24 protein-coding genes are annotated in these 22,720 nt (G+C 59.2%); all 24 read left to right on the top strand.

The features are described 5' to 3' along the window. The 24 genes from fliJ to motD all read left to right on the top strand — a co-directional run bounded on the left by fliJ (position 1) and on the right by motD (position 22,693). On the top strand, positions 1-450 hold the full coding sequence (fliJ, locus tag ACWGZX_RS06145; protein WP_223517061.1) for a flagellar export protein FliJ: 450 nt from the start codon (positions 1-3) through the stop codon (positions 448-450). 18 nt (positions 451-468) lie between these two features. Further along, complete coding sequence (locus tag ACWGZX_RS06140) at positions 469-768, top strand: STAS domain-containing protein (RefSeq protein ID WP_452627676.1); 300 nt, start codon at positions 469-471, stop codon at positions 766-768. Between the two features lie 5 nt (positions 769-773). Beyond that, positions 774-2,477: an ATP-binding SpoIIE family protein phosphatase gene (locus tag ACWGZX_RS06135; protein ID WP_452627675.1), complete on the top strand. Its 1,704-nt coding sequence runs from the start codon at positions 774-776 to the stop codon at positions 2,475-2,477. A 30-nt stretch (positions 2,478-2,507) separates the two neighbouring features. Further along, the gene (locus ACWGZX_RS06130; protein WP_452627674.1) at positions 2,508-2,855 is read left to right on the top strand and encodes an Hpt domain-containing protein; all 348 of its coding nucleotides are present in this window, start codon (positions 2,508-2,510) and stop codon (positions 2,853-2,855) included. A 104-nt stretch (positions 2,856-2,959) separates the two neighbouring features. Beyond that, the gene (locus ACWGZX_RS06125; protein ID WP_452627673.1) at positions 2,960-4,261 is read left to right on the top strand and encodes a flagellar hook-length control protein FliK; all 1,302 of its coding nucleotides are present in this window, start codon (positions 2,960-2,962) and stop codon (positions 4,259-4,261) included. Between the two features lie 316 nt (positions 4,262-4,577). Then, positions 4,578-5,075, top strand: coding sequence for a flagellar basal body-associated protein FliL (gene fliL / locus ACWGZX_RS06120; RefSeq protein ID WP_452627672.1), 498 nt, complete (start codon positions 4,578-4,580; stop codon positions 5,073-5,075). Positions 5,076-5,084: 9 nt separating this feature from the next. After that, positions 5,085-6,053, top strand: coding sequence for a flagellar motor switch protein FliM (gene fliM, locus ACWGZX_RS06115; RefSeq protein ID WP_452627671.1), 969 nt, complete (start codon positions 5,085-5,087; stop codon positions 6,051-6,053). Positions 6,054-6,121: 68 nt separating this feature from the next. Then, positions 6,122-6,580 carry a flagellar motor switch protein FliN gene (gene fliN, locus ACWGZX_RS06110; protein WP_411741852.1) on the top strand — a complete coding sequence of 153 codons (459 nt, stop codon included), beginning with the start codon at positions 6,122-6,124 and terminating at the stop codon, positions 6,578-6,580. Next, entirely contained in the window at positions 6,581-7,027 is a 447-nt protein-coding gene (gene fliO, locus ACWGZX_RS06105; protein WP_452627670.1) for a flagellar biosynthetic protein FliO, read from the top strand. Further along, the gene (gene fliP, locus ACWGZX_RS06100; protein WP_027922366.1) at positions 7,027-7,785 is read left to right on the top strand and encodes a flagellar type III secretion system pore protein FliP; all 759 of its coding nucleotides are present in this window, start codon (positions 7,027-7,029) and stop codon (positions 7,783-7,785) included. The genes fliO and fliP overlap by 1 nt, the downstream gene beginning before the upstream one ends. Beyond that, the gene (fliQ, locus tag ACWGZX_RS06095) at positions 7,782-8,051 is read left to right on the top strand and encodes a flagellar biosynthesis protein FliQ (RefSeq protein WP_007948918.1); all 270 of its coding nucleotides are present in this window, start codon (positions 7,782-7,784) and stop codon (positions 8,049-8,051) included. Before fliP ends, fliQ begins: the two co-directional genes overlap by 4 nt. Positions 8,052-8,054: 3 nt before the next feature. Continuing rightward, entirely contained in the window at positions 8,055-8,840 is a 786-nt protein-coding gene (fliR, locus tag ACWGZX_RS06090) for a flagellar biosynthetic protein FliR (protein WP_452627669.1), read from the top strand. Positions 8,841-8,843: 3 nt separating this feature from the next. Beyond that, positions 8,844-9,983 carry a flagellar biosynthesis protein FlhB gene (flhB, locus tag ACWGZX_RS06085; RefSeq protein ID WP_452627668.1) on the top strand — a complete coding sequence of 380 codons (1,140 nt, stop codon included), beginning with the start codon at positions 8,844-8,846 and terminating at the stop codon, positions 9,981-9,983. A 222-nt stretch (positions 9,984-10,205) separates the two neighbouring features. After that, positions 10,206-10,868, top strand: coding sequence for a hypothetical protein (locus ACWGZX_RS06080; protein WP_452627667.1), 663 nt, complete (start codon positions 10,206-10,208; stop codon positions 10,866-10,868). A 190-nt stretch (positions 10,869-11,058) separates the two neighbouring features. Further along, entirely contained in the window at positions 11,059-13,188 is a 2,130-nt protein-coding gene (gene flhA, locus ACWGZX_RS06075) for a flagellar biosynthesis protein FlhA (RefSeq protein WP_452627666.1), read from the top strand. An 11-nt stretch (positions 13,189-13,199) separates the two neighbouring features. After that, positions 13,200-14,534, top strand: a complete 1,335-nt coding sequence (flhF, locus tag ACWGZX_RS06070) for a flagellar biosynthesis protein FlhF (protein ID WP_452627665.1) — start codon at positions 13,200-13,202, stop codon at positions 14,532-14,534. A gap of 116 nt (positions 14,535-14,650) precedes the next feature. Next, complete coding sequence (gene fleN, locus ACWGZX_RS06065) at positions 14,651-15,481, top strand: flagellar synthesis regulator FleN (protein WP_003222917.1); 831 nt, start codon at positions 14,651-14,653, stop codon at positions 15,479-15,481. Further along, positions 15,478-16,218 (top strand): RNA polymerase sigma factor FliA, encoded by a 741-nt coding sequence (gene fliA / locus ACWGZX_RS06060; RefSeq protein WP_223517089.1) that lies wholly within the window; start codon positions 15,478-15,480, stop codon positions 16,216-16,218. Before fleN ends, fliA begins: the two co-directional genes overlap by 4 nt. Before the next feature lie 167 nt (positions 16,219-16,385). Beyond that, on the top strand, positions 16,386-16,757 hold the full coding sequence (locus tag ACWGZX_RS06055; RefSeq protein ID WP_024012118.1) for a chemotaxis response regulator CheY: 372 nt from the start codon (positions 16,386-16,388) through the stop codon (positions 16,755-16,757). Between the two features lie 22 nt (positions 16,758-16,779). Beyond that, the gene (locus ACWGZX_RS06050) at positions 16,780-17,568 is read left to right on the top strand and encodes a protein phosphatase CheZ (RefSeq protein WP_452627664.1); all 789 of its coding nucleotides are present in this window, start codon (positions 16,780-16,782) and stop codon (positions 17,566-17,568) included. 38 nt (positions 17,569-17,606) lie between these two features. Then, entirely contained in the window at positions 17,607-19,853 is a 2,247-nt protein-coding gene (locus tag ACWGZX_RS06045; RefSeq protein ID WP_452627663.1) for a chemotaxis protein CheA, read from the top strand. Between the two features lie 49 nt (positions 19,854-19,902). After that, positions 19,903-21,048 carry a protein-glutamate methylesterase/protein-glutamine glutaminase gene (locus ACWGZX_RS06040; RefSeq protein ID WP_452627662.1) on the top strand — a complete coding sequence of 382 codons (1,146 nt, stop codon included), beginning with the start codon at positions 19,903-19,905 and terminating at the stop codon, positions 21,046-21,048. Next, positions 21,048-21,788 carry a flagellar motor protein gene (locus tag ACWGZX_RS06035; RefSeq protein WP_452627661.1) on the top strand — a complete coding sequence of 247 codons (741 nt, stop codon included), beginning with the start codon at positions 21,048-21,050 and terminating at the stop codon, positions 21,786-21,788. Before ACWGZX_RS06040 ends, ACWGZX_RS06035 begins: the two co-directional genes overlap by 1 nt. A gap of 14 nt (positions 21,789-21,802) precedes the next feature. Next, complete coding sequence (gene motD / locus ACWGZX_RS06030) at positions 21,803-22,693, top strand: flagellar motor protein MotD (RefSeq protein ID WP_452627660.1); 891 nt, start codon at positions 21,803-21,805, stop codon at positions 22,691-22,693. Positions 22,694-22,720: the final 27 nt, after the last annotated feature.

The raw sequence follows: 22,720 nt of genomic DNA, 5'->3' as shown, positions 1-22,720 counted from the left end.
ATGGCCGTGAGTCGAGCCGCGCGCCTGGCGCCGGTGGTGGACATGGCCGAAAAGGCCGAGAAAACCGCCGTCCTGCGCCTCGGGCATTTTCAGGGCCAGGTGCGCGTGGCAGAAAGCAAGCTCGCCGACCTTGAAGCCTTCCGCCTCGAATACCAGGAGCAATGGATCGTGCGCGGCAGCAGTGGCGTTTCCGGTCAGTGGTTGCTGGGGTATCAAGGCTTTCTGGCACAACTGGGCACCGCCATCGATCAGCAGCGCCAAAGCCTGAACTGGCACCAGAACAACCTGAGCAAGGCGCGCGACACCTGGCAGCAGGCATTCGCGCGTGTCGAAGGCTTGCGAAAACTTGTACAGCGTTACAGAGATGAGGCGCAGCAGTTGGAAGACAAGCGCGAGCAGAAATTGCTGGATGAGTTGTCGCAGCGCTTGCCCAGGCATGATCCGTATTGAACAATCGGAAGCCGTTAAATGACAGTCCATAAAGAAGTCTCCCAGGATGGGAAAAAGCTGACGATTTCGATCAAGGGACGATTCGATTTCACCAAGCATCGGGAGTTTCGTGAGTCTTACGAAGATAAGGCGCTCTCGGCGGTCGTCGTCGACTTGAAAGAAGCGACCTACCTCGATAGCTCGGCGCTGGGCATGTTGCTCCTGCTGCGGGATCACGCCGGTGGCGACGATTCCGATATTCGCGTGGTCAACTGCAGTTCGGACGTGAGGAAGATCCTCGCCATCTCCAATTTCGACAAACTGTTCGACATCAGTTGACTGCCATGCAGTCACTCGAACCCCTGACGATCCTCATCGCCGAAGACAGCGCGGCCGATCGCATGCTGCTGTCGCGCATCGTCCGCCGCCAGGGCCATAACGTACTGACTGCCGCCGATGGTGCCGAGGCGGTCGAAACGTTTCACCAGCAACGACCGCACCTGGTGTTGATGGATGCGATGATGCCGGTGATGGACGGTTTCGAGGCGGCGCGGCAGATCAAGCTGTTGGCCGGGGAAACCCTGGTGCCGATCATCTTCCTGACCTCGCTCAGCGAAAGCGAAGCCCTGGCCCGATGCCTGGAGGCTGGCGGCGATGACTTTCTGGCAAAGCCGTACAACCCGGTCATTCTGGCGGCCAAGATCAAGGCGATGGATCGCTTGCGCCGCTTGCAGGCCACCGTGCTGCAGCAGCGTGACCTGATCGCCAAACATCACGAGTATTTGCTCAATGAACAGCGGGTGGCCAAGGCGGTATTCGACAAGGTCGCACATTCCGGCTGTCTGAGTGCGCCGAACATCCGCTACCTGCAATCGCCTTACGCGCTGTTCAACGGTGATCTGCTGTTGGCCGCCTTCACCCCGGCCGGTGATATGTATGTGCTGTTGGGGGACTTCACCGGCCATGGTTTACCAGCGGCCGTGGGCGCCATGCCACTGGCCGAAGTCTTCTACGGCATGACGGCCAAGGGCTACGGCTTGCCTGAAACCCTGCGTGAGATGAACGCCAAGCTCAAACGCATCCTGCCGGTGGACATGTTCTGCTGCGCCACCTTGCTGTGTTTGAGCTTTCAACGACGCTCGGTGGAGGTCTGGAATGGCGGAATGCCGGACGGCTATTTGCATACTATCGCCACGGGGGAGCGCAAGCCGCTGACAGCGCGTCACCTGCCACTGGGCGTGCTGAGCCCGCAAACCTTCGATGACCGCACCGAAGTGTTCCCGATGGCTGTCGGGGATCGAGTGTTCCTGCTGTCCGACGGGGTCATCGACACGTGTGATGGCGATGAACAATTGTTTGGCGTGGAGCGGTTGCGGCAGGTGTTTGCGGCCAATCGTCAGCCTGAAACGCTGTTCGAGGAAATCGAACAGGCCCTGCGGGATTTTGGTGGCGAAGCCCGCGATGACGTGAGCATGGTCGAGGTCAGTCTGCTGGAGGCGGCGCAACTGACCCCGCCTGCGCTGGTGTACTCCGACAGCGGCCAGTCCTGTCCGCTGGACTGGTCGGCAAGTTTTGAGTTCCGCGCCGCGACCCTCAAGCGTTTCAATCCGTTGCCCTACCTGTTGCAGCTACTGCTTGAGGTCCACGGATTGCGGGCTCAAAGCGGTGCGCTCTACAGTGTGCTCGCCGAGCTGTATTCCAATGCGCTGGAACACGGCGTGCTGGGTCTGGACTCAAGCCTCAAGCGTGATGCATCGGGCTTTGCGCGCTATTATCTTCAGCGCAACGAACGGCTGGAGGCATTGCAGGACGGTTATGTGCGAGTGCATTTGCAGATCACGCCAGAAGGCAAGGGCGGTTGCCTGACTGTTCGGGTTGAAGACAGTGGCAATGGTTTTGACGTGGCGCGGGTGCTGGAGCGGCCGCTTGATAGTGTCCGTCTCTCGGGCCGTGGCGTCAGCCTTGTCCGCCAGTTAGGCCGAAATGCGAGCTGGTACGATAATGGGCGCAGTGCACGCGTGGAGTTTTTCTGGGAGGCTCTGGCATAATCCACGCATTCTTGATCAGGGAGCGAGCAAGTGACTGACACACATCTGGACCAAGACGTGCTGAACGCGTTGCAGGAAGTAATGGAGGATGATTACCCAGAATTGCTGGATACATTTCTTCGCGATTCCGAAGAGCGTTTATGCGTCTTGCGAGTGGCCGAAGATGCCTCCCAGCTCATGAATGCTGCCCATAGTTTCAAGGGCAGCAGTAGCAATATGGGGGCCGTTCACCTCGCTGAGTTGTGCCATGAGCTGGAGCAGCATGCCAAGCAAAAAAATTTGGCGGAGATTGAAAAACTGGTTCAAAGCATCGACGGCGAATTCGCCATCATCCGGCCGCTTTATGAGGCTGAAAGGCAGCGATCTCTGTCCGGTTAATCCGACCATTCGATGCTTTTAACGCCGCTTTGGTCATGCTGGCCCGACCCTTGCAGTCAACTCACTCAACTGTACCTACGATCCAGTGCAGCGGAGACCGTTTCATGCCCGTTACCCCAAATTCCCTTCTTCAGGCCAGCCCAGCGGCCAAGACACTCGCCGTTTCCGCCAATACCCCGGCGGCGGCTGCTGAGCCCGGGGACAAGGCTTCCAGCTTCGCTAAGGTTTATGCCAATCAGGCTCAGGACAAGCCTGCTACGGGCGCGAATAAATCCGCCACGCCGGCAACTGACACCGCTGCGCAAGACACCGCAAAATCCGACGTCAGCAGCGACAACGCTGCCGCCCCGGAACCTGAGGTTGCCGATAGCGGCAACTCCTTGCCCGCCGAAAAACCGGCACCGGCCGAGGATGCCAGCGATCTCGCGCCGGATACCATTGAGGCGCCGGTGGTCGACACCACCCCAATGGATCCGTCCCTTGCCCCGGCCTTGATGGCGGCAGTGCAACCGCAGGTCGCGGTGCCTGTAGCTGCCGTTTCGGTGCCAGCCACTGCAACCACCGACAGCGACTTCGATCCTGAAGCCGACCCGCTCGATGCACTGCCAGCAGTGCGTTTGGCCATGGAGCAAAGTGGTCACGTTTCCGCTTCCAGCCAGGCCCAGCCCAAAGCATCTGCGACCCAGGCCCAGGCCCAGGCAGACAGCGAACCGACCTCGGTGCAGAGCTTTGCTGCCGGCATGGCGAACATGGTCGATCTGCAAACCGACAAGGACAGTACCAGTCAAGGCGGCGAGAAAGCGTTCAGCGGTCTCATCGATGACGGCCTGAAAGACCTGAAATCCGCCAGCAGTGATACCCGTGTCGATGACTTCGCCAACCGTCTGGCGGCATTGACTCAAGCGGCTACACCTAAAACGGCCAATGCGTTGCCGGTGAATCAGCCAATCGCCATGCATCAGAGTGGCTGGACCGAAGAAGTGGTCAACCGCGTCATGTACCTCTCCAGCGCCAACCTCAAGGCGGCCGATATTCAGTTGCAACCGGCCGAACTGGGTCGCCTCGACATTCGGGTGAACATGGTTCCGGACCAGCAAACCCAGGTCACCTTCATGAGCGCCCATCCGGGCGTTCGCGAGGCGCTGGACAGCCAAATGCATCGACTGCGTGACATGTTCACGCAACAGGGCATGGGGCAGGTCGACGTCAACGTGTCTGATCAGTCGCGTGGCTGGCAAGGCCAGGGGCAGGGGCAGGATCAGGCGCAACAGGGGCCGGGTGGTCGCACCAGCGCCAGCGGTGGTCGCGTCGACTCGATGGATGAAGACCTCGCGATCTCTGTTACTGAAACAGACGTCGACACCACCCGAGTGATCGGTTCCAGCGCGGTCGACTACTACGCCTGATAGAACTAAACAACCCTTGTGGGAGCGAGCATTTGTGGTGAGGGGGCTTGTCGGAACGCCGCATCGCCCCGTTGGAGCGCGAAGCGGTCCCTTCTTCTGGGGCAGATTTATCGCATGCTCAAATTCTACGACTGCTGCGCAGCCGAACGGGGCGATGCGGCGTTCCGACAAGCCCCCTCACCACAAAGGCTCGCTCCCACATTTGTTTTGTGGTGTCCGACTAACCGCCGGCCCCCCCCCCCGACACTTCTGGCATAACACTTGCTCTTGCCTTGCCGTGCGACTGTGAAAACCCGAATAGTGACGGATTATTGGCATGGCGAAGAGCGACGCAGCAGTAAAAGACCCCGCAACCAAAGGCAAGATCAAGCTGATCATTTTGATCGTGGTGGCCTTGCTGCTGGCGATCGGCTTGTCCGTGGGGGCGACCTGGTTCTTCATGCACAGCGCCCAGAGCAAGCCTGCCGCGGTGGAAACCGCAGTGGTCGGCAAGCAGCCAGCAATTTTTGAGCCCTTGGCGCCGGCCTTCGTGGCCAACTTCAACCAGAATGGCCGTCAGCGCTACATGCAGGTGAGCATCACCATGCAGGGTCGCAATCAGGCCGATCTGGAAGCGCTCAAAGTGCACATGCCGGTGATCCGCAACAACCTGGTCATGCTGTTCTCCGGTCAGGATTTCACCACACTGGCCACGCCGATTGGCCAGGAAATGTTGCGTCAGAAGGCCACGGCCAGCGTGCAGGAAGTGGCGCAGAAAGAGCTCGGCAAAGTGGTGATCGAACAGTTGCTTTTCACTAATTTCGTACTGCAGTAGGAACACGACATGGCCGTGCAGGACCTGCTGTCCCAAGATGAGATCGATGCACTGTTGCATGGCGTCGACGATGGTCTGGTACAGACCGATGACGTTGCTGAACCCGGCAGCGTCAAAAGCTACGACCTGACCAGCCAGGATCGCATCGTTCGCGGACGCATGCCGACCCTGGAGATGATCAACGAGCGCTTCGCCCGTTACACCCGCATCAGCATGTTCAACATGCTGCGCCGCTCGGCGGACGTTGCCGTCGGTGGTGTGCAGGTGATGAAGTTTGGCGAATATGTGCACTCGCTGTACGTACCGACCAGCCTCAACCTGGTCAAGATCAAGCCGTTGCGCGGTACCGCACTGTTCATCCTCGACGCCAAACTGGTGTTCAAGCTGGTGGACAACTTCTTCGGCGGCGATGGCCGTCACGCCAAGATCGAGGGGCGTGAATTCACCCCGACCGAACTGCGCGTGGTGCGCATGGTGCTGGAGCAGGCCTTCGTCGATTTGAAGGAAGCCTGGCAGGCAATCATGGAAGTGAACTTCGAGTACATCAATTCGGAAGTCAACCCGGCCATGGCCAACATCGTCGGCCCGAGCGAAGCGGTGGTGGTGTCCACGTTCCACATCGAGCTCGATGGCGGTGGCGGCGACCTGCACGTGACCATGCCGTACTCGATGATTGAGCCGGTGCGCGAAATGCTCGACGCCGGTTTCCAGTCGGACCTCGACGATCAGGACGAGCGCTGGGTCAATGCCCTGCGTCAGGACGTGCTGGATGTCGACGTGCCGATCGGTGCCACGGTTGCCCGTCGCCAGTTGCGCTTGCGCGACATCCTGCACATGCAGCCGGGGGACATTATCCCGGTCGAGATGCCGGAAGAAATGATCATGCGCGCCAACGGCGTGCCTGCCTTCAAGGTCAAGATGGGCTCCCACAAAGGCAACCTCGCGTTGCAAGTGATCGAGCCGATCGAGCGCCACTGACCGGCGCTCAACCCCCTTTGTTTCAACAGACTGCTACTCACTGAATTTTTGCCCGCCGAGGACAAATGATGAACGACGATATGAACGCCATGGACGACCAGGCACTGGCTGATGAGTGGGCTGCGGCCCTGGAAGAAACCGGTGACGCCGGTCAGGCCGATATCGACGCCTTGCTGGCTGCCGATCGCGCTGGCTCGTCGTCCAACCGTCTGCCGATGGAAGAGTTCGGCAGTGTGGCGAAAAGCAAAGATCCGGTCAGCCTGGAAGGTCCGAACCTGGACGTGATCCTCGATATCCCGGTTTCGATTTCCATGGAAGTGGGCAGCACCGATATCAACATCCGTAACCTGCTGCAACTCAACCAGGGGTCGGTGATCGAGCTGGATCGCCTGGCCGGCGAGCCGCTGGACGTACTGGTCAACGGCACGCTGATCGCTCACGGCGAAGTGGTTGTGGTCAACGAGAAGTTCGGCATCCGCCTGACCGACGTGATCAGCCCAAGCGAACGCATCAAGAAGCTGCGCTAAGTGAAAAAGGTTCTGGGGGTTGTGCTGTCGATGCCGTTCAGTGTGCTGGCTGCCGAGCCGGTAGTGAGCGCTACTGCGGCGGCCGCGCCAGCGGTCAGCAGTGGTGTGGCCGGGCAATTGACGCAATTGGTATTCGGCTTGCTGCTGGTGCTGGGGTTGATCTTTTTCCTCGCCTGGCTGTTGCGTCGAGTCCAGCAGGCCGGACCGGCCGGCAAAGGGCAGGTGATCGAACTGATCGGTTCCCGCGCGCTGGGTCCTCGCGACCGTTTGATGCTGGTGCAAGTCGGCAACGAGCAGATCCTGCTCGGCCTCAGCCCTGGCACCATCACCGCACTGCACGTGCTCAAGGAGCCGGTGCAAGTGCCGGGCGGAACTGAAAAAGCGACTCCGGAGTTTGCCCAGCGTCTATTGGAGATGCTCGGCAAGGATCAGAAGGATAAGAAGTAATGGGTGCGTTACGCATCGTCTTGACGCTGGCCCTGATGCTGGCCGCACCGCTGGCGTTCGCCGCCGATCCGTTGTCGATCCCGGCGATCACCTTGGGCACCAATGCCAATGGCGCTCAGGAATATTCGGTCAGCCTGCAAATCCTGCTGATCATGACCGCGCTGAGTTTCATTCCGGCGTTCGTCATGCTGATGACCAGCTTCACCCGGATCATCATCGTCTTCTCGATCCTGCGCCAGGCCCTGGGTCTGCAGCAGACGCCGTCGAACCAGATCCTCACGGGTATGGCGCTGTTTCTGACGCTGTTCATCATGGCGCCGGTGTTTGACCGGGTGAATCAGGACGCCTTGCAACCGTACCTGGCGGAAAAACTCACCGCTCAGGACGCCGTCGCCAAGGCTCAGGTGCCGATCAAGGATTTCATGCTGGCGCAGACGCGCAGCAGTGATCTTGAGCTGTTCATGCGCTTGTCCAAGCGTACCGATATCGCCTCGCCGGATCAGGCGCCGCTGACCATTCTGGTGCCGGCGTTTGTCACCTCCGAGCTGAAAACCGCGTTCCAGATCGGCTTCATGATCTTCATTCCGTTCCTGATCATCGACCTGGTCGTGGCCAGTGTGCTGATGGCGATGGGGATGATGATGCTCTCGCCACTGATCATTTCCCTGCCATTCAAGATCATGCTGTTCGTGCTGGTGGATGGCTGGGCATTGATCATCGGCACTTTGGCGAGCAGCTTCGGCGGTGTGTCGCCATGACGCCGGAAGTGGCGGTAGACATCTTTCGCGAAGCGCTGTGGCTGACCACCATGATGGTCGCCGTGCTGGTGATTCCCAGCCTGCTGGTCGGCCTGTTGGTGGCGATGTTTCAGGCCGCTACACAGATCAACGAACAGACCCTGAGCTTCTTGCCGCGCTTGCTGGTCATGCTGGTGACGCTGATCGTTGCTGGCCCGTGGCTGGTGCAGACGTTCATGGAATACATCCTGCAGCTGTACGGCAGTATTCCTCAGGTCATCGGCTAAATCATGCCGTCGCTGTTGCAGCTGACCGACACACAGATCAGTACCTGGGTGGCGACGTTCATGTTGCCGCTGTTTCGCATCGGCGCGCTGCTGATGGTCATGCCTGTGTTCGGCACGACCCTGGTGCCCAAGCGTGTGCGTTTGTACTTCGCGCTGGCGATCACCGTGGTGATTGCGCCGGGCCTGCCGCCGATGCCGCCGGTCAATGCGCTGGACTTGAGCGGGCTGCTGCTGATTGCCGAACAGATCCTGATTGGCGCGGTGCTGGGCTTTTCCTTGCAGCTGTTCTTTCAGGCCTTCGTGGTCGCCGGGCAGATCGTCTCCATTCAGATGGGTATGGGCTTCGCTTCGATGGTCGACCCCACCAACGGCGTTTCCGTGGCGGTGATCGGGCAGTTCTTCACCATGCTGGTGACGTTGTTATTCCTGTCCATGAACGGGCATCTGGTGGTCTTCGAAGTCCTCACTGAAAGCTTCACCACCATGCCGGTCGGTAGCGGGTTGATGGTCAATCATTTCTGGGAGCTGGCCGGCAAACTCGGCTGGGTCCTGGGTGCCGCTTTGTTGCTGGTGCTGCCTGCAATTACGGCGCTATTGGTGGTCAACATTGCGTTTGGCGTGATGACCAGGGCCGCGCCGCAGCTGAACATTTTCTCTATCGGTTTCCCGCTGACCCTGGTGCTCGGGCTGTTCATCGTCTGGGTCGGGCTGGCGGACATCATCAATCAGTATCAACCGCTGGCCAGCGAGGCCCTGCAGTTTTTACGCGAACTGGCACGGGCGCGCTGAGTCATGGCTGAGAGCGAAAGCGGTCAGGACAAAACAGAAGACCCCACGGAGAAACGCAAAAAGGACTCCCGGGACAAGGGTGAGATAGCGCGCTCCAAGGAGCTCAACACCTTGGCGATCATGCTCGCCGGTGCCGGCGCACTGCTGATTTTCGGCGGTGCACTGGCACAGGAGATGATGGAGCTGATGCGGATGAACTTCACCCTGTCGCGGGAAGTGATACTGGATCAGCGCAACATGGGCACTTTCCTGCTGCATTCGGGGCAGATTGCGCTGGTGGCGATTCAGCCGGTGATGATCACCTTGCTGCTGGCCTCGTTGATCGGTCCGATTTCCCTCGGTGGCTGGTTGTTCGCGGCGGGCTCGATGGCGCCCAAATTCAGTCGAATGAACCCTGGCGCGGGGCTCAAGCGAATGTTCTCGGCCAAGGCCATCGTCGAGCTACTCAAGGCGCTGGCGAAGTTTCTTATCGTGCTGTTCGTGGCGCTCGCCGTGCTTTCTTCCGACATCGACGACTTGATGCGCATCGCGCACGAGCCATTGGAGATGGCGGTCGTTCACAGCCTGCAAGTGGTCGGCTGGAGCACCTTGTGGATGGCCTGCGGGCTGATCATCATCGCCGCCGTCGACGTGCCGGTGCAGCTGTGGGAGAGCCACAAGAAACTGCTGATGACCAAGCAGGAAGTGCGCGACGAGCACAAGGATCAGGAAGGGCGGCCCGAGGTCAAACAGCGCATTCGCCAGCTGCAGCGCGAGATGTCTCAGCGCCGGATGATGGCGGCGATTCCCGAGGCTGACGTGGTCATCACCAACCCGACGCACTATGCCGTCGCCCTCAAATACGATCCGGATAAAGGCAGTGCGCCGGTGCTGCTGGCCAAGGGTAGCGACTTCCTGGCCTTGAAGATCCGTGAAATAGCCGTGGCCAACGACGTGCTGCTGCTCGAATCGCCAGCGCTGGCGCGTTCGATCTATTACTCCACGGAGCTTGAGCGGGAGATTCCGGGTGGGCTGTATCTGGCAGTCGCTCAGGTGCTGGCCTACGTCTACCAGATCCGCCAGCACCGCGCGGGCAAAGGCAAGCCGCCGGAGCCGCTCAAGGATGACCTGCCGATCCCGCCGGATCTGCGCCGCGATTCCTGACCCCTGCACTGTTGCATGCCGATTTCGCGGTTCCCGGTTGTTCGATGCTCGAACCCCTCTCGTCGGAAAACTCTGCCTACCTGTTAGTTCTGACAGTAGACAGTCTCCCTCTCAAGCGATGTCATGCGTTCGGGGTCCTCCCGTTCAATGCCCGTGTCATGGCCGCTCTCAGGATAGAGGCATGTCGCACTGGCCATCATGCAAGGCAGAGAGGGAATCGTTATGGAAGAGGTCGAATATAGAAAGCTCCAGGGCATGGAGTTGGAGTTCGTCTCGGGCATTCTTCAGGAAAATCCACGTGAGCGTGCGATCGGTTACTCGGTAGCGTTTAAGGCATCGCTGGATTTTCTAAACTTCAAGCAAACGGCGAATAAATACATCGAGAATTATCTTGATAGCCCGATCAACGCGATTCGGCCTGTTCTGGATGGTTTTGCCTACCATGATGGCTACAACTATTTTTCCGATGCTGCTGGCAAGATTGACAATAGTGCTGCCTTGGTCAAGGTCTTTAGTTCTCCTGATAATTACATGGATCTGTGGTCGGGAGGCGGGTTGGAGCGGCGCTTCGGCAAGCCAGTATTGACCATTGTGGACGGGCATCTGCAGATTACCGCGCGGGTGGACTTTCGTTGGGGTGACAACACACGCCAGATCGTTATCGGTGATCTGCCAATCATCCGCTTTCAGTGGGCGCTCGATCTTCTTCTGGGGCATTCGGCTTCCCGTGAAAAAGCACCCGGCACAGTGGCATCTCTCGGGTATGCACATGAGGACTATGTGGAAGTGGAAGGTCTTCGGATGTTGCGAGGAACGCGTTACATGATCGGTAAGGCACTTGAATTCGGCAGCATTTCTGAAAAGCGCATTATGACAGCGGGTTGATTGCTTCAACTGATCTGGACTGGGTGCCTGTTGTAGTCGTTGGCTGAGAATCGGTCAGTCCATCAGGCACCATATTCCCGCAAAAAAATCTCAATCCCCATTCCTGCAAAAGTTGGAAGGCTTCTTGCAGTAGCCGCTTTGCGCCTGCTTAAGGCGTCAAAAGTTTGCTTTAAAGGAACGGGGAAAACCGGTGGATCGCTCTCAGTTATTCAACAATGCCCGCACAAACGTTGCCGACTTGAGTCGGGGCAATCTGGGTGTGCCGTTGTTGCTGCTGGTCATGCTGGCCATGATGATGCTGCCGATACCGCCGTTCCTGCTCGACGTGTTCTTCACGTTCAACATTGCGCTGTCCATCGTCGTGCTGCTGGTCTGCGTCTACGCCTTGCGGCCACTGGATTTTGCGGTATTTCCGACCATTCTGCTGGTGGCGACGCTGTTACGATTGGCGCTGAACGTGGCTTCCACACGGGTGGTGATGCTCCACGGTCAGGACGGTCATGCCGCCGCCGGTAAGGTGATTCAGGCCTTCGGTGAGGTGGTGATTGGCGGTAACTACGTGGTCGGTATCGTGGTCTTCGCGATTTTGATGATCATCAACTTCGTCGTGGTGACCAAGGGTGCCGGGCGGATTTCCGAGGTGAGCGCGCGTTTCACCCTCGATGCGATGCCCGGCAAGCAAATGGCAATCGACGCCGATTTGAACGCCGGCCTGATCGATCAGAACCAGGCCAAACTGCGCCGGATGGAAGTGGCCCAGGAAGCCGAGTTCTACGGTTCCATGGACGGTGCCAGCAAATTTGTGCGCGGCGACGCCATCGCCGGCCTACTGATTCTGTTCATCAACCTGATTGGCGGCATCGCCGTCGGTATCTTCCAGCACAACATGAGCTTCGTCGACGCCGGCAAGGTTTACGCGCTGCTGACTATTGGTGACGGTTTGGTGGCGCAATTGCCATCACTGCTGTTGTCCACTGCGGCGGCGATCATGGTGACCCGTGCTTCCGGTTCGGAAGACATGGGCAAGCAAATCAACCGCCAGATGTTCGCTTCGCCCAAAGCGCTGGCCGTCGCAGCGGGTTTGATGGCGGTGATGGGGCTTGTGCCAGGCATGCCGCACTTCTCCTTCTTGAGCATGGCGGCTGTCGCTGCCGGTGGTGCGTACCTGTTCTGGAAGAAGCAGAACGTGGTCAAGGTCCAGGCCCAGCAAGAGGTCAAGCGTCAGCAGGAACTGCTGCCTTCGCCAGCCCGCGCCATGGAAACCAAAGAGCTTGGCTGGGACGACGTCACGCCGATCGACATGATTGGTCTGGAAGTCGGCTATCGCCTGATTCCACTGGTGGACCGCAATCAGGGAGGTCAGCTGCTGGCGCGGATCAAGGGCGTGCGCAAGAAACTGTCCCAGGACCTGGGCTTCTTGATGCCGACTGTGCATATACGTGACAACCTCGACCTGGCGCCGAGTGCCTATCGCTTGACCCTGATGGGGGTGATTCTGGCTGAGGCGGAGATTTACCCTGATCGCGAACTGGCGATCAACCCGGGGCAGGTCTACGGCACGCTTAATGGCATAACCGCCAAAGATCCGGCTTTCGGGTTAGAGGCGGTCTGGATCGAAATCAGCCAGCGCGCGCAGGCGCAATCCCTTGGTTATACCGTGGTCGATGCCAGTACGGTCGTGGCAACCCACCTGAACCAGATTCTGTACAAGCACTCCAGCGAACTGATTGGTCACGAAGAAGTCCAGCAACTCATGCAATTGCTGGCCAAAAGCTCGCCTAAATTGGCTGAGGAGTTGGTGCCGGGCGTGGTTTCGCTGTCGCAGTTGCTCAAGGTGTTGCAAGCGCTGCTGGCCGAGCAGGTGCCCGTGCGAGACATTCGCAGCATCGCCGAGGCGATCGCCAACAATGCTGCCAAGAGTCAAGATACTGCCGCGTTGGTGGCTGCGGTGCGCGTCGGCGTATCCCGCGCAATCGTCCAAAGCATTGTAGGCACTGACTCTGAGCTACCAGTGATCACGCTGGAGCCAAGGTTGGAACAGATATTGCTCAATAGTCTTCAGAAGGCAGGACAAGGCTCGGAAGAGGGTGTTCTGCTAGAGCCAAGCATGGCAGAGAAGCTGCAGCGCTCGTTGATCGATGCAGCGCAGCGTCAGGAAATGCAAGGTCAACCGGTGATTCTGCTGGTGGCCGGTCCGGTTCGCGCAATGTTGTCGCGATTTGGCCGACTGGCAGTCCCGGGTTTGCATGTGTTGGCTTATCAGGAAATCCCTGACAACAAGCAAGTGACCATCGTTGCGACAGTAGGGCCCAACGGCTGAGGTAGTGGTTTATGCAAGTTAAGCGTTTTTTCGCCGCCGATATGCGTCAGGCCATGAAACTGGTTCGTGATGAGCTGGGCGCTGATGCCGCCATTATCGGCAATCGCCGGATCGCCGGTGGTGTCGAGCTGACGGCTGCCCTGGATTACAAATTGTCGGCGCTGGCCCCGCGTGTTCCGAACATGGAACTCGAGGATGAGCTGCGCAAGACCCAGTCGCGGATCGTCACTGCCCAGGCCGAATTGAGTCTGCGTGGCGATGGCGAGACCGACGGTGACAAGACCACCAATCGCCAGTTGTTCGCCGGCCTGCCACTCACTGCAGCCGAGCCGCTGATCGAACCGACCTACGCCGAACCGCGTCACGCGCAACCCGCCCCGGCACCTGCCGCCGGTGGCGTTGACCCACGTGCGTTCGACTCGATGCGTTTCGAGCTCAATAGCCTGCGCGAACTGATGGAAGTACAACTCGGCTCGCTGGCCTGGAATCAGCTGCAAGGCAGCCGTCCGGCTCAGGCCAACCTTTGGCGTCGCCTGCAACGCATCGGCCTGTCCGGCCCGTTGTCCCGCGATTTGTTGGCTATGATTCCCGACATTGATGAGCCTCGTCAGGCTTGGCGCATGTTGCTGGCATACTTGGCGCGGATGATCGCCACACCGGAAATCGAACCACTGGAAGAGGGCGGCGTGATTGCCATGGTCGGTCCTGCCGGCATGGGCAAGACCACCACCCTGGCCAAGCTCGCCGCCCGCTACGTGCTCAAGTACGGCGCGCAGAATATCGCGCTGGTGAGCATGGACAGCTTTCGCATTGGCGCCCAGGAGCAGCTCAAGACGCTCGGGCGGATTCTCAATGTGTCGGTGACCCACGTCGATCCGGGGCAGTCCCTGGTTCAGGCAATGGAACCACTGCTGCGTAAACGCGTGGTGCTGATTGATACTGCGGGTCTTCAGGCCAGCGATCCGGCACTGCGCATGCAACTCGAAAGCCTGGCCGGACGTGGCATCAAATCAAAAAATTATCTGGTGCTGGCAACCACCAGCCAGAAACAGGTTCTAACGGCCGCTTATCATAGTTACAAGCGTTGCGGGCTCGCTGGCTGCATCCTGACTAAACTGGATGAGACGGCAAGTCTGGGCGAGGTGTTAAGCCTGGCGATCAGTCATGAGTTACCGGTGGCCTATCTGACCGATGGCCCGCGGATTCCGGATGATTTGCATCTGCCGCGTCGTCATCAGTTGGTCAGCCGCGCCGTCAGTGTGCAAATGCAGGAAGAACCCAGCGAAGAAGCCATGGCTGATATGTTCGCTGACATTTACCACAGCCCGACCAAGCAGGTCGGCTAAGGTAGTAATGAACAGTTTTTGTACCTACATCGATGGCCTGCCATGCATTGTTCCTTTAGCGAACGCGCAGCCAGTAATGTGGCCTCCGTCTATGCAAGACAAGGTAAAGAAATAACATGGGCAGCATGCATCCCGTACAGGTGATCGCGGTGACCGGCGGCAAAGGTGGCGTCGGCAAGACTAACGTGTCAGTGAATTTGTCACTGGCCCTGGCCGAACTCGGCCGTCGCGTCATGTTGTTGGACGCTGACCTGGGCCTGGCGAATGTCGACGTCCTGCTGGGACTGACACCCAAAAGGACCCTGGCTGACGTGATTGAAGGCCGCTGTGAGCTGCGCGACGTTCTGTTGCAGGGCCCAGGCGGTATTCGAATCGTTCCGGCGGCCTCCGGCACACAGAGCATGGTTCACCTGAGTCCGGCTCAACACGCCGGCCTGATCCAGGCCTTCAGCGACATCGGCGACAACCTCGACGTCCTGGTGATCGACACCGCCGCGGGTATAGGTGACTCGGTAGTCAGTTTCGTTCGTGCAGCGCAAGAAGTCTTGCTGGTGGTCTGCGACGAACCGACTTCGATTACCGACGCCTACGCCCTGATCAAACTGCTTAACCGCGATTACGGCATGAACCGCTTCCGCGTCCTGGCCAACATGGCCCAGAGCCCGCAAGAAGGTCGCAACCTGTTCGCCAAGTTGACCAAGGTCACTGATCGCTTCCTCGACGTCGCCCTGCAGTACGTCGGCGCGGTGCCTTACGACGAAAGCGTGCGCAAGGCCGTCCAGAAGCAGCGCGCCGTTTATGAAGCCTTCCCGCGTTCCAAGTGCGCCCTGGCGTTCAAGGCCATCGCGCAAAAAGTCGATACCTGGCCATTGCCTGCCAACCCGCGTGGGCACCTGGAATTCTTTGTCGAGCGGCTCGTGCAGCAGACCGCGGGACCCGTCCTATGACAGCCAGTGGCTACAACCTCTACAAGATGTCGGCACGTGACGCGCAGTACGAGCTGATCGAGCGTTACGCGCCACTGGTTAAACGCATTGCTTACCACTTGCTGGCCCGTCTGCCAGCCAGTGTCCAGGTTGAAGACCTGATCCAGGCCGGGATGATCGGCCTGCTTGAAGTGTCGACCAAATACGACGCCAGCAAAGGCGCGAGTTTCGAGACGTACGCGGGCATACGAATCCGCGGCGCCATGCTCGATGAAGTGCGCAAGGGGGACTGGGCACCGCGTTCGGTCCACCGAAATACCCGCATGGTCAGTGACGCAATTCGCTCTATTGAAGCTAAAACCGGCCGTGACGCTAAAGATCACGAGGTTGCGGCCGAACTCCAATTGAGTCTCGACGATTATTACGGGATTTTGAACGACACCCTGGGCAGCCGCTTATTCAGTTTCGACGATCTGTTGCAGGACGGCGAACACGAAGGGCTGCACGAGGATGGCGCGAGTGCTCATCTCGAGCCGTCACGCGATCTGGAAGATGAACGTTTTCAGGCTGCGCTGGCGGACGCGATTGCCAATTTGCCGGAGCGTGAGCGACTGGTGTTGGCGCTGTACTACGACGAAGAGTTGAATCTCAAGGAAATCGGTGAGGTCCTGGGGGTCAGCGAATCGCGGGTCAGCCAGTTACACAGCCAGTGCGCGGCCCGTTTGCGGGGGCGTTTGGGGGAGTGGCGAGCGCGCTGAAGGCAGTGTGGGGACACTGCGAACGAGGCTGGTGCGGTTTTCAACGGCACCGGTCGCGATCTGTTGTGCTCCAGACAGTCATCGAATGCATTGCCGGATTGATTGAAATGGCGCGTCCAGGTGCTGGGCGCGTTTAAGACTGCTTGGAGGTCGAATTGGACAAGAACATGAAAATCCTCATCGTTGATGACTTCTCAACGATGCGGCGGATCATAAAAAACCTGTTGCGTGACCTTGGGTTCACCAACACGGTCGAGGCCGACGATGGCACCACTGCCATTCCGGTTCTCAATAGCGGAAGCATCGACTTTCTGGTGACCGACTGGAACATGCCTGGCATGACCGGTATCGACTTGCTGCGCCACGTGCGCGCCGATGAAAAGCTCAAGCACCTGCCGGTGCTGATGGTGACTGCTGAAGCCAAGCGCGAGCAGATCATCGAAGCGGCCCAGGCCGGTGTAAACGGCTATGTGGTCAAACCCTTCACGGCCCAGGCGTTGAAAGACAAAATCGAGAAGATTTTCGAACGCATCGGTTGATCCACTGCGCCACGGGGGAGCTATGGAGCATAAAGAATCTTCACAGGGCGATTTCGAAACGACCCTGAAAAAACATGCAGTCGAACTGGTCGAGAGTCTTGAAAAAGGCAGGTTCGGCGACGCTGTGCAATTGATCCATGAGCTCAATCAGACCCGTGACCGCGGCCTGTACCAGGAAGTGGGCAAGCTCACTCGCGAGCTGCACAGCGCGATCGTCAATTTCCAGATTGACCCGAACATGCCGCAAGCCGAGGAAGTGTCGCAGATCACCGATGCCACCGAGCGTCTGGGATATGTGGTCAAGCTGACCGAGGCCGCGGCCAACCGCACCATGGATCTGGTGGAAAACGCCACGCCGCTGGTCAATAGCCTGGCTGACGAAGCCCAGGCGTTGAGCACGGATTGGGGACGGTTCATGCGCCGCGAAGTCGGCGCTGAAGAGTTCCGCGAACTGGCCCGCCGTATCGACGGTTTCCTGGCACGCAGCACCGAAGACAACCGCAGGGTGTCGAGCAACCTCAACGACATCCTGCTGGCTCAGGATTACCAGGACCTCACCGGTCAGGTCATCAAGCGCGTGACCCAATTGGTCACCGAAGTTGAAAGCAACCTGCTCAAGCTCGTACTCATGGCCAGCCAGGTAGACCGCTTTGCGGGTATCGAACATGACCGTGAATCGATGCTGGCTGAAAAAGATCCGCAAAAACATCTCTCTCAGGGTGAAGGTCCGCAGATTCATGCCGATAAAAGAGTAGACGTTGTGTCCGGTCAGGACGATGTGGACGATTTGCTATCCAGTCTTGGATTTTAGGTTTTCAGGTTTTTAGACCTTTAGGAGCACCCCCCTTAATGAGCTTCGGCGCCGATGAAGAGATCCTTCAGGATTTCCTGGTTGAGGCCGGCGAGATTCTAGAGCAACTGTCCGAACAGCTGGTCGAGCTGGAAAGCCGACCGGATGATGCGGACTTGCTCAATGCAATTTTTCGCGGTTTTCACACTGTAAAAGGGGGCGCCGGCTTCCTCCAGCTCAACGAGCTGGTGGAGTGCTGCCACATCGCCGAGAACGTATTCGACATCCTGCGCAAGGGTGAGCGTCGCGTTGATTCGGAACTGATGGACGTGGTCCTTGAAGCGCTGGACGCGGTGAACAGCATGTTCGGCGAAGTCCGCGAGCGTAGCCCGGTCACGGCTGCGACACCTGAATTGCTGGCGGCTCTGGCCCGTCTGGCCGAGCCGCAAACAGCTGATGAACAAGCATCGGTTGCTGAAGTGGCGCAAGCACCTGCTGCTGAAAGTGAGTCGGACGACATCACCGATAACGAATTCGAACAACTGCTGGACTCGCTCAACGCCGTCAAGGCTGAGGCCGAAGCTCCGGTTGCTGCACCAACGCCGGTCAACGATGCCGCTGCCAGCGACGAAATCACCGATGCCGAGTTCGAGTCGTTGCTCGATCAGCTGCACGGTAAAGGCCAGTTCGCTGTCGATGCCGTGGTCGCTACGCCAGCCGCACCTGCAGCCCCGAAAGCAGCAGGCGACAGCTGCGACATTACCGACGACGAATTTGAAGCACTGCTCGACCAGCTGCACGGCAAAGGCAACTTTGCGGTGGATGCGCTGGAGTCGGCCATTGCTACGGTTTCGGTGCCGGCTGCGCCAACCGCAGCCGCGGCGGGCGGCGATCTGATCTCCGATCACGAGTTCGAAGCGCTGCTCGACGAATTACACGGCAAAGGCAAGTTCAGCGAAGTTGGCACAGGTTCTGCCGGTTCTTCCGTTGCAGCGCCAGTCGTCAAGGCTGTCGCACCGGCACCGGTTGCCAAGGCGCCTGAGCCGAAAGCCGAAACGCCGAAACCGGTCGCCGCCGCTGCATCAGCCCCGGCCCGTACTCCCGCCGCGCCGCCATCGGAAAAACCGGCCAGCGAAGCCGAGACCACGGTGCGAGTCGATACCGCGCGCCTCGACGAAATCATGAACATGGTGGGTGAATTGGTACTGGTGCGTAACCGCCTGGTTCGCTTGGGTGCCAACAGTGCTGATGAGGCCATGTCCAAGGCTGTATCGAACCTTGACGTGGTGACGGCTGACCTGCAAACCGCGGTCATGAAGACCCGGATGCAACCGATCAAGAAGGTGTTCGGGCGCTTCCCGCGTCTGGTTCGAGACCTGGCTCGCCAGCTCAAGAAAGAAATCAACCTGGAACTGGTCGGCGAAGAAACCGACCTCGACAAGAACCTCGTCGAGGCTCTGGCCGACCCGCTGGTCCACTTGGTGCGCAACGCGGTCGACCACGGCATCGAGTCGCCGGAAGAACGCGAAGCGTCGGGTAAGTCCCGTGGTGGCAGGGTGATCCTTGCGGCGGAACAGGAGGGCGACCACATCCTGCTGTCGATTTCCGATGATGGTAAAGGCATGGACCCGAACGTCCTGCGTTCCATCGCGGTAAAACGCGGTGTGATGGACAAGGACGCAGCGGATCGCTTGAGCGACACCGAGTGCTACAACCTGATTTTCGCGCCAGGGTTCTCGACCAAAACCGAGATCTCCGACGTGTCGGGTCGTGGCGTGGGCATGGACGTGGTGAAAACCAAAATTTCCCAGCTCAACGGTTCGATCAACATCTATTCGACCAAGGGCCAAGGCTCGAAGATCGTCATCAAGGTTCCGTTGACCCTGGCGATCATGCCGACGCTGATGGTCATGCTCGGCAACCAGGCGTTTGCGTTCCCGCTGGTGAACGTCAACGAGATCTTCCACCTCGACCTGTCGACCACCAACGTGGTGGACGGCCAGGAAGTGGTCATCGTGCGCGACAAGGCGCTGCCACTGTTTTACCTCAAGCGCTGGCTGGTCAGCTCCGCCGCTCACGAAGAGCAGCGCGAAGGCCATGTGGTGATCCTTTCGGTGGGCACGCAGCGGATCGGCTTTGTTGTCGATCAGTTGGTGGGCCAGGAAGAAGTGGTCATCAAGCCATTGGGCAAAATGCTCCAGGGAACCCCGGGCATGTCGGGCGCCACCATCACCGGTGACGGCCGTATTGCGCTGATTCTCGATGTACCGAGCATGCTCAAGCGTTACGCCACGCGGCGTATTTGATTCTGGTGGAGCGGGGCGACTGAGCCTCGCTCCGTCTAATGGAGTGTTTATGGCAGTCAAAGTCCTGGTGGTGGACGATTCGGGGTTTTTCCGCCGCCGCGTCTCGGAAATTCTTTCAGCGGATTCGAATATCCAGGTCGTCGGTACGGCGACCAACGGAAAAGAGGCGATCGATCAGGCCCTGGCCCTCAAGCCAGACGTGATCACCATGGACTACGAGATGCCCATGATGGATGGCATCACGGCTGTTCGACACATCATGCAGCGCTGCCCGACGCCCGTGTTGATGTTCTCGTCGCTGACCCACGAAGGCGCCCGGGTCACCCTCGATGCGCTGGACGCCGGCGCCGTCGATTTCCTGCCGAAGAATTTCGAAGACATTTCCCGTAACCCGGAGAAGGTCAAGCAACTGCTGTGCGAGAAGATTCTCAGCATTTCGCGCAGTAACCGTCGCGCCAATACCTACAGCGCACCGACCCCTGTCGCCGTGCCAGTCCCGACGCCAGCGCCTGTGCCAGCAAGCGTCAGCAGTTACGGCAGCAGCGTACCGTCGCGCCCAGCGCCGGCACCGATACCGGCCCGCACACACACCACAGCTCCGTCTGCCCCCTCGTCGCCCGCACCGAAACGCAAAGCCTACAAACTGGTTGCCATCGGCACGTCCACCGGCGGTCCGGTTGCGCTGCAACGGGTCCTGACCCAGTTGCCGGCCAACTTCCCGGCGCCGCTCGTGTTGATCCAGCACATGCCGGCGGCGTTCACCAAAGCCTTCGCCGAACGCCTGGACAAGCTCTGCCGCATCCGCGTCAAGGAAGCCGAGGATGGCGACATCCTGCGCCCTGGCCTGGCGTTGCTGGCACCGGGTGGCAAGCAAATGATGATCGACGGCCGTGGCGCGGTGAAAATTCTGCCGGGTGACGAGCGTCTGAATTACAAACCGAGCGTGGACATCACTTTCGGTTCGGCCGCCAAGTCCTACGGCGACAAAGTTCTGGCGGTCGTTCTGACCGGCATGGGCGCCGACGGTCGCGAAGGCGCTCGCCTGCTCAAGCAGAGCGGCAGTGCGATCTGGGCTCAGGATGAAGCCAGTTGCGTGATCTACGGCATGCCGATGGCCATCGTCAAAGCCGACCTCGCGGACGCGATCTACGGGTTGGAAGATATTGGCAAGCACCTTGTCGAGGCCTGTATCTGATGGATGTTTTAAGCCTTATCGGCATCATCATGGCGTTCGTCGCCATCATTGGCGGCAACTACCTTGAAGGCGGCCACCTCGGCGCACTGGCCAACGGACCGGCAGCGCTGATCGTCCTCGGTGGGACCATCGGCGCAGCGTTGCTGCAATCGCCGATGAGCGCCTTCAAGCGCGCCATGCAAATCCTTGGCTGGATTCTGTTTCCGCCTCGCGTTGACCTGGCCGGCGGCATTGATCGCGTGGTGAACTGGAGCCTGACCGCCCGCAAGGAAGGTTTGCTCGGCCTGGAAGGGGTGGCTGATGCCGAACCCGACAGCTACTCGCGCAAAGGTCTGCAGTTGCTGGTTGACGGTGCCGAACCGGAAGCGATTCGCAGCATTCTCGAAGTGGATTTCTACACCCAGGAAAGCCGCGACTTCGAAGCCGCCAAAGTTTTCGAAAGCATGGGCGGCTATGCGCCGACCATCGGCATCATCGGTGCGGTGATGGGCCTGATCCATGTCATGGGCAACCTGGCCGATCCGAGCCAACTGGGCAGCGGCATTGCGGTGGCCTTCGTCGCTACCATCTATGGCGTGGCCAGTGCCAACCTGGTGTTGCTGCCGATTGCCGCCAAGCTCAAGTCCGTCGCCTTGCGCCAGTCGCGTTATCGGGAAATGTTGCTGGAAGGGATCCTGTCGATTGCCGAAGGTGAAAACCCTCGCTCTATTGAGTTGAAGCTTCAAGGCTTCATGGATTGAGGGAGTGATGGACTATGGCTCGTCGCAGGCAACCTGAAGAACATGTAAACCATGAACGTTGGCTCGTTTCCTACGCTGACTTCATTACTTTGCTCTTCGCATTCTTCGTGGTGATGTACTCGATTTCTTCGATCAACGAAGGCAAGTACAAAGTCATCTCGCAAGCGTTGATCGGGGTCTTCACCGACGCTGATCGCTCCCTCAAGCCGATCCCGATTGGCGAAGAGCGACCAATGACGGTGACGCCGGCCAAGCCCTTGGTGAAAGACAGTGAGCAGGTCGATGCCGGCGTCGCCGGTTCCAGCGACCCGCTGAAAAGCATCGCCGATGACATCAGCGCGGCGTTCGGTGACCTGATCAGTTCCAATCAGATGACCGTGCGTGGCAATGAGTTGTGGGTTGAAATCGAGCTCAATTCCAGCCTGTTATTTGGCAGCGGCGATGCCATGCCCAGTGACATCGCGTTCAACATCATCGACAAGGTGGCCCGGATCCTGAAGCCGTTCGACAACCCGATTCATGTCGAAGGCTTTACCGACGATCAGCCGATCCGCACCGCGCAGTACCCGACCAACTGGGAACTGTCTTCGGCTCGTTCCGCGAGCATCGTGCGCATGCTGGCGATGCAGGGCGTAAACCCTGGGCGCCTGGCGTCCGTGGGATACGGTGAATTCCAGCCGGTGGCCAACAACGCCACCGCTGAAGGCCGCGCTCGCAACCGTCGAGTGGTGCTGGTGGTTTCGCGCAATCTCGATGTGCGCCGCAGTCTGACCGGCACCGGTACCGCTCATGCACAACCGGATGCCGCGTTGAAGCGTGCTGGCACACAAACTGCACCAACCCCGCTCAAGTCGCCGGGACGAGAGAGCGCCGTCAATTCTCCGTCACCCGCATTAACACGTTGAGCTATTTCTCGGTTTACCCTGTCGACC

The sequence above is a fragment of the Pseudomonas sp. CLCA07 genome, assembly GCF_053615335.1.
This window is presented reverse-complemented; position numbering and strand designations above follow the sequence as displayed.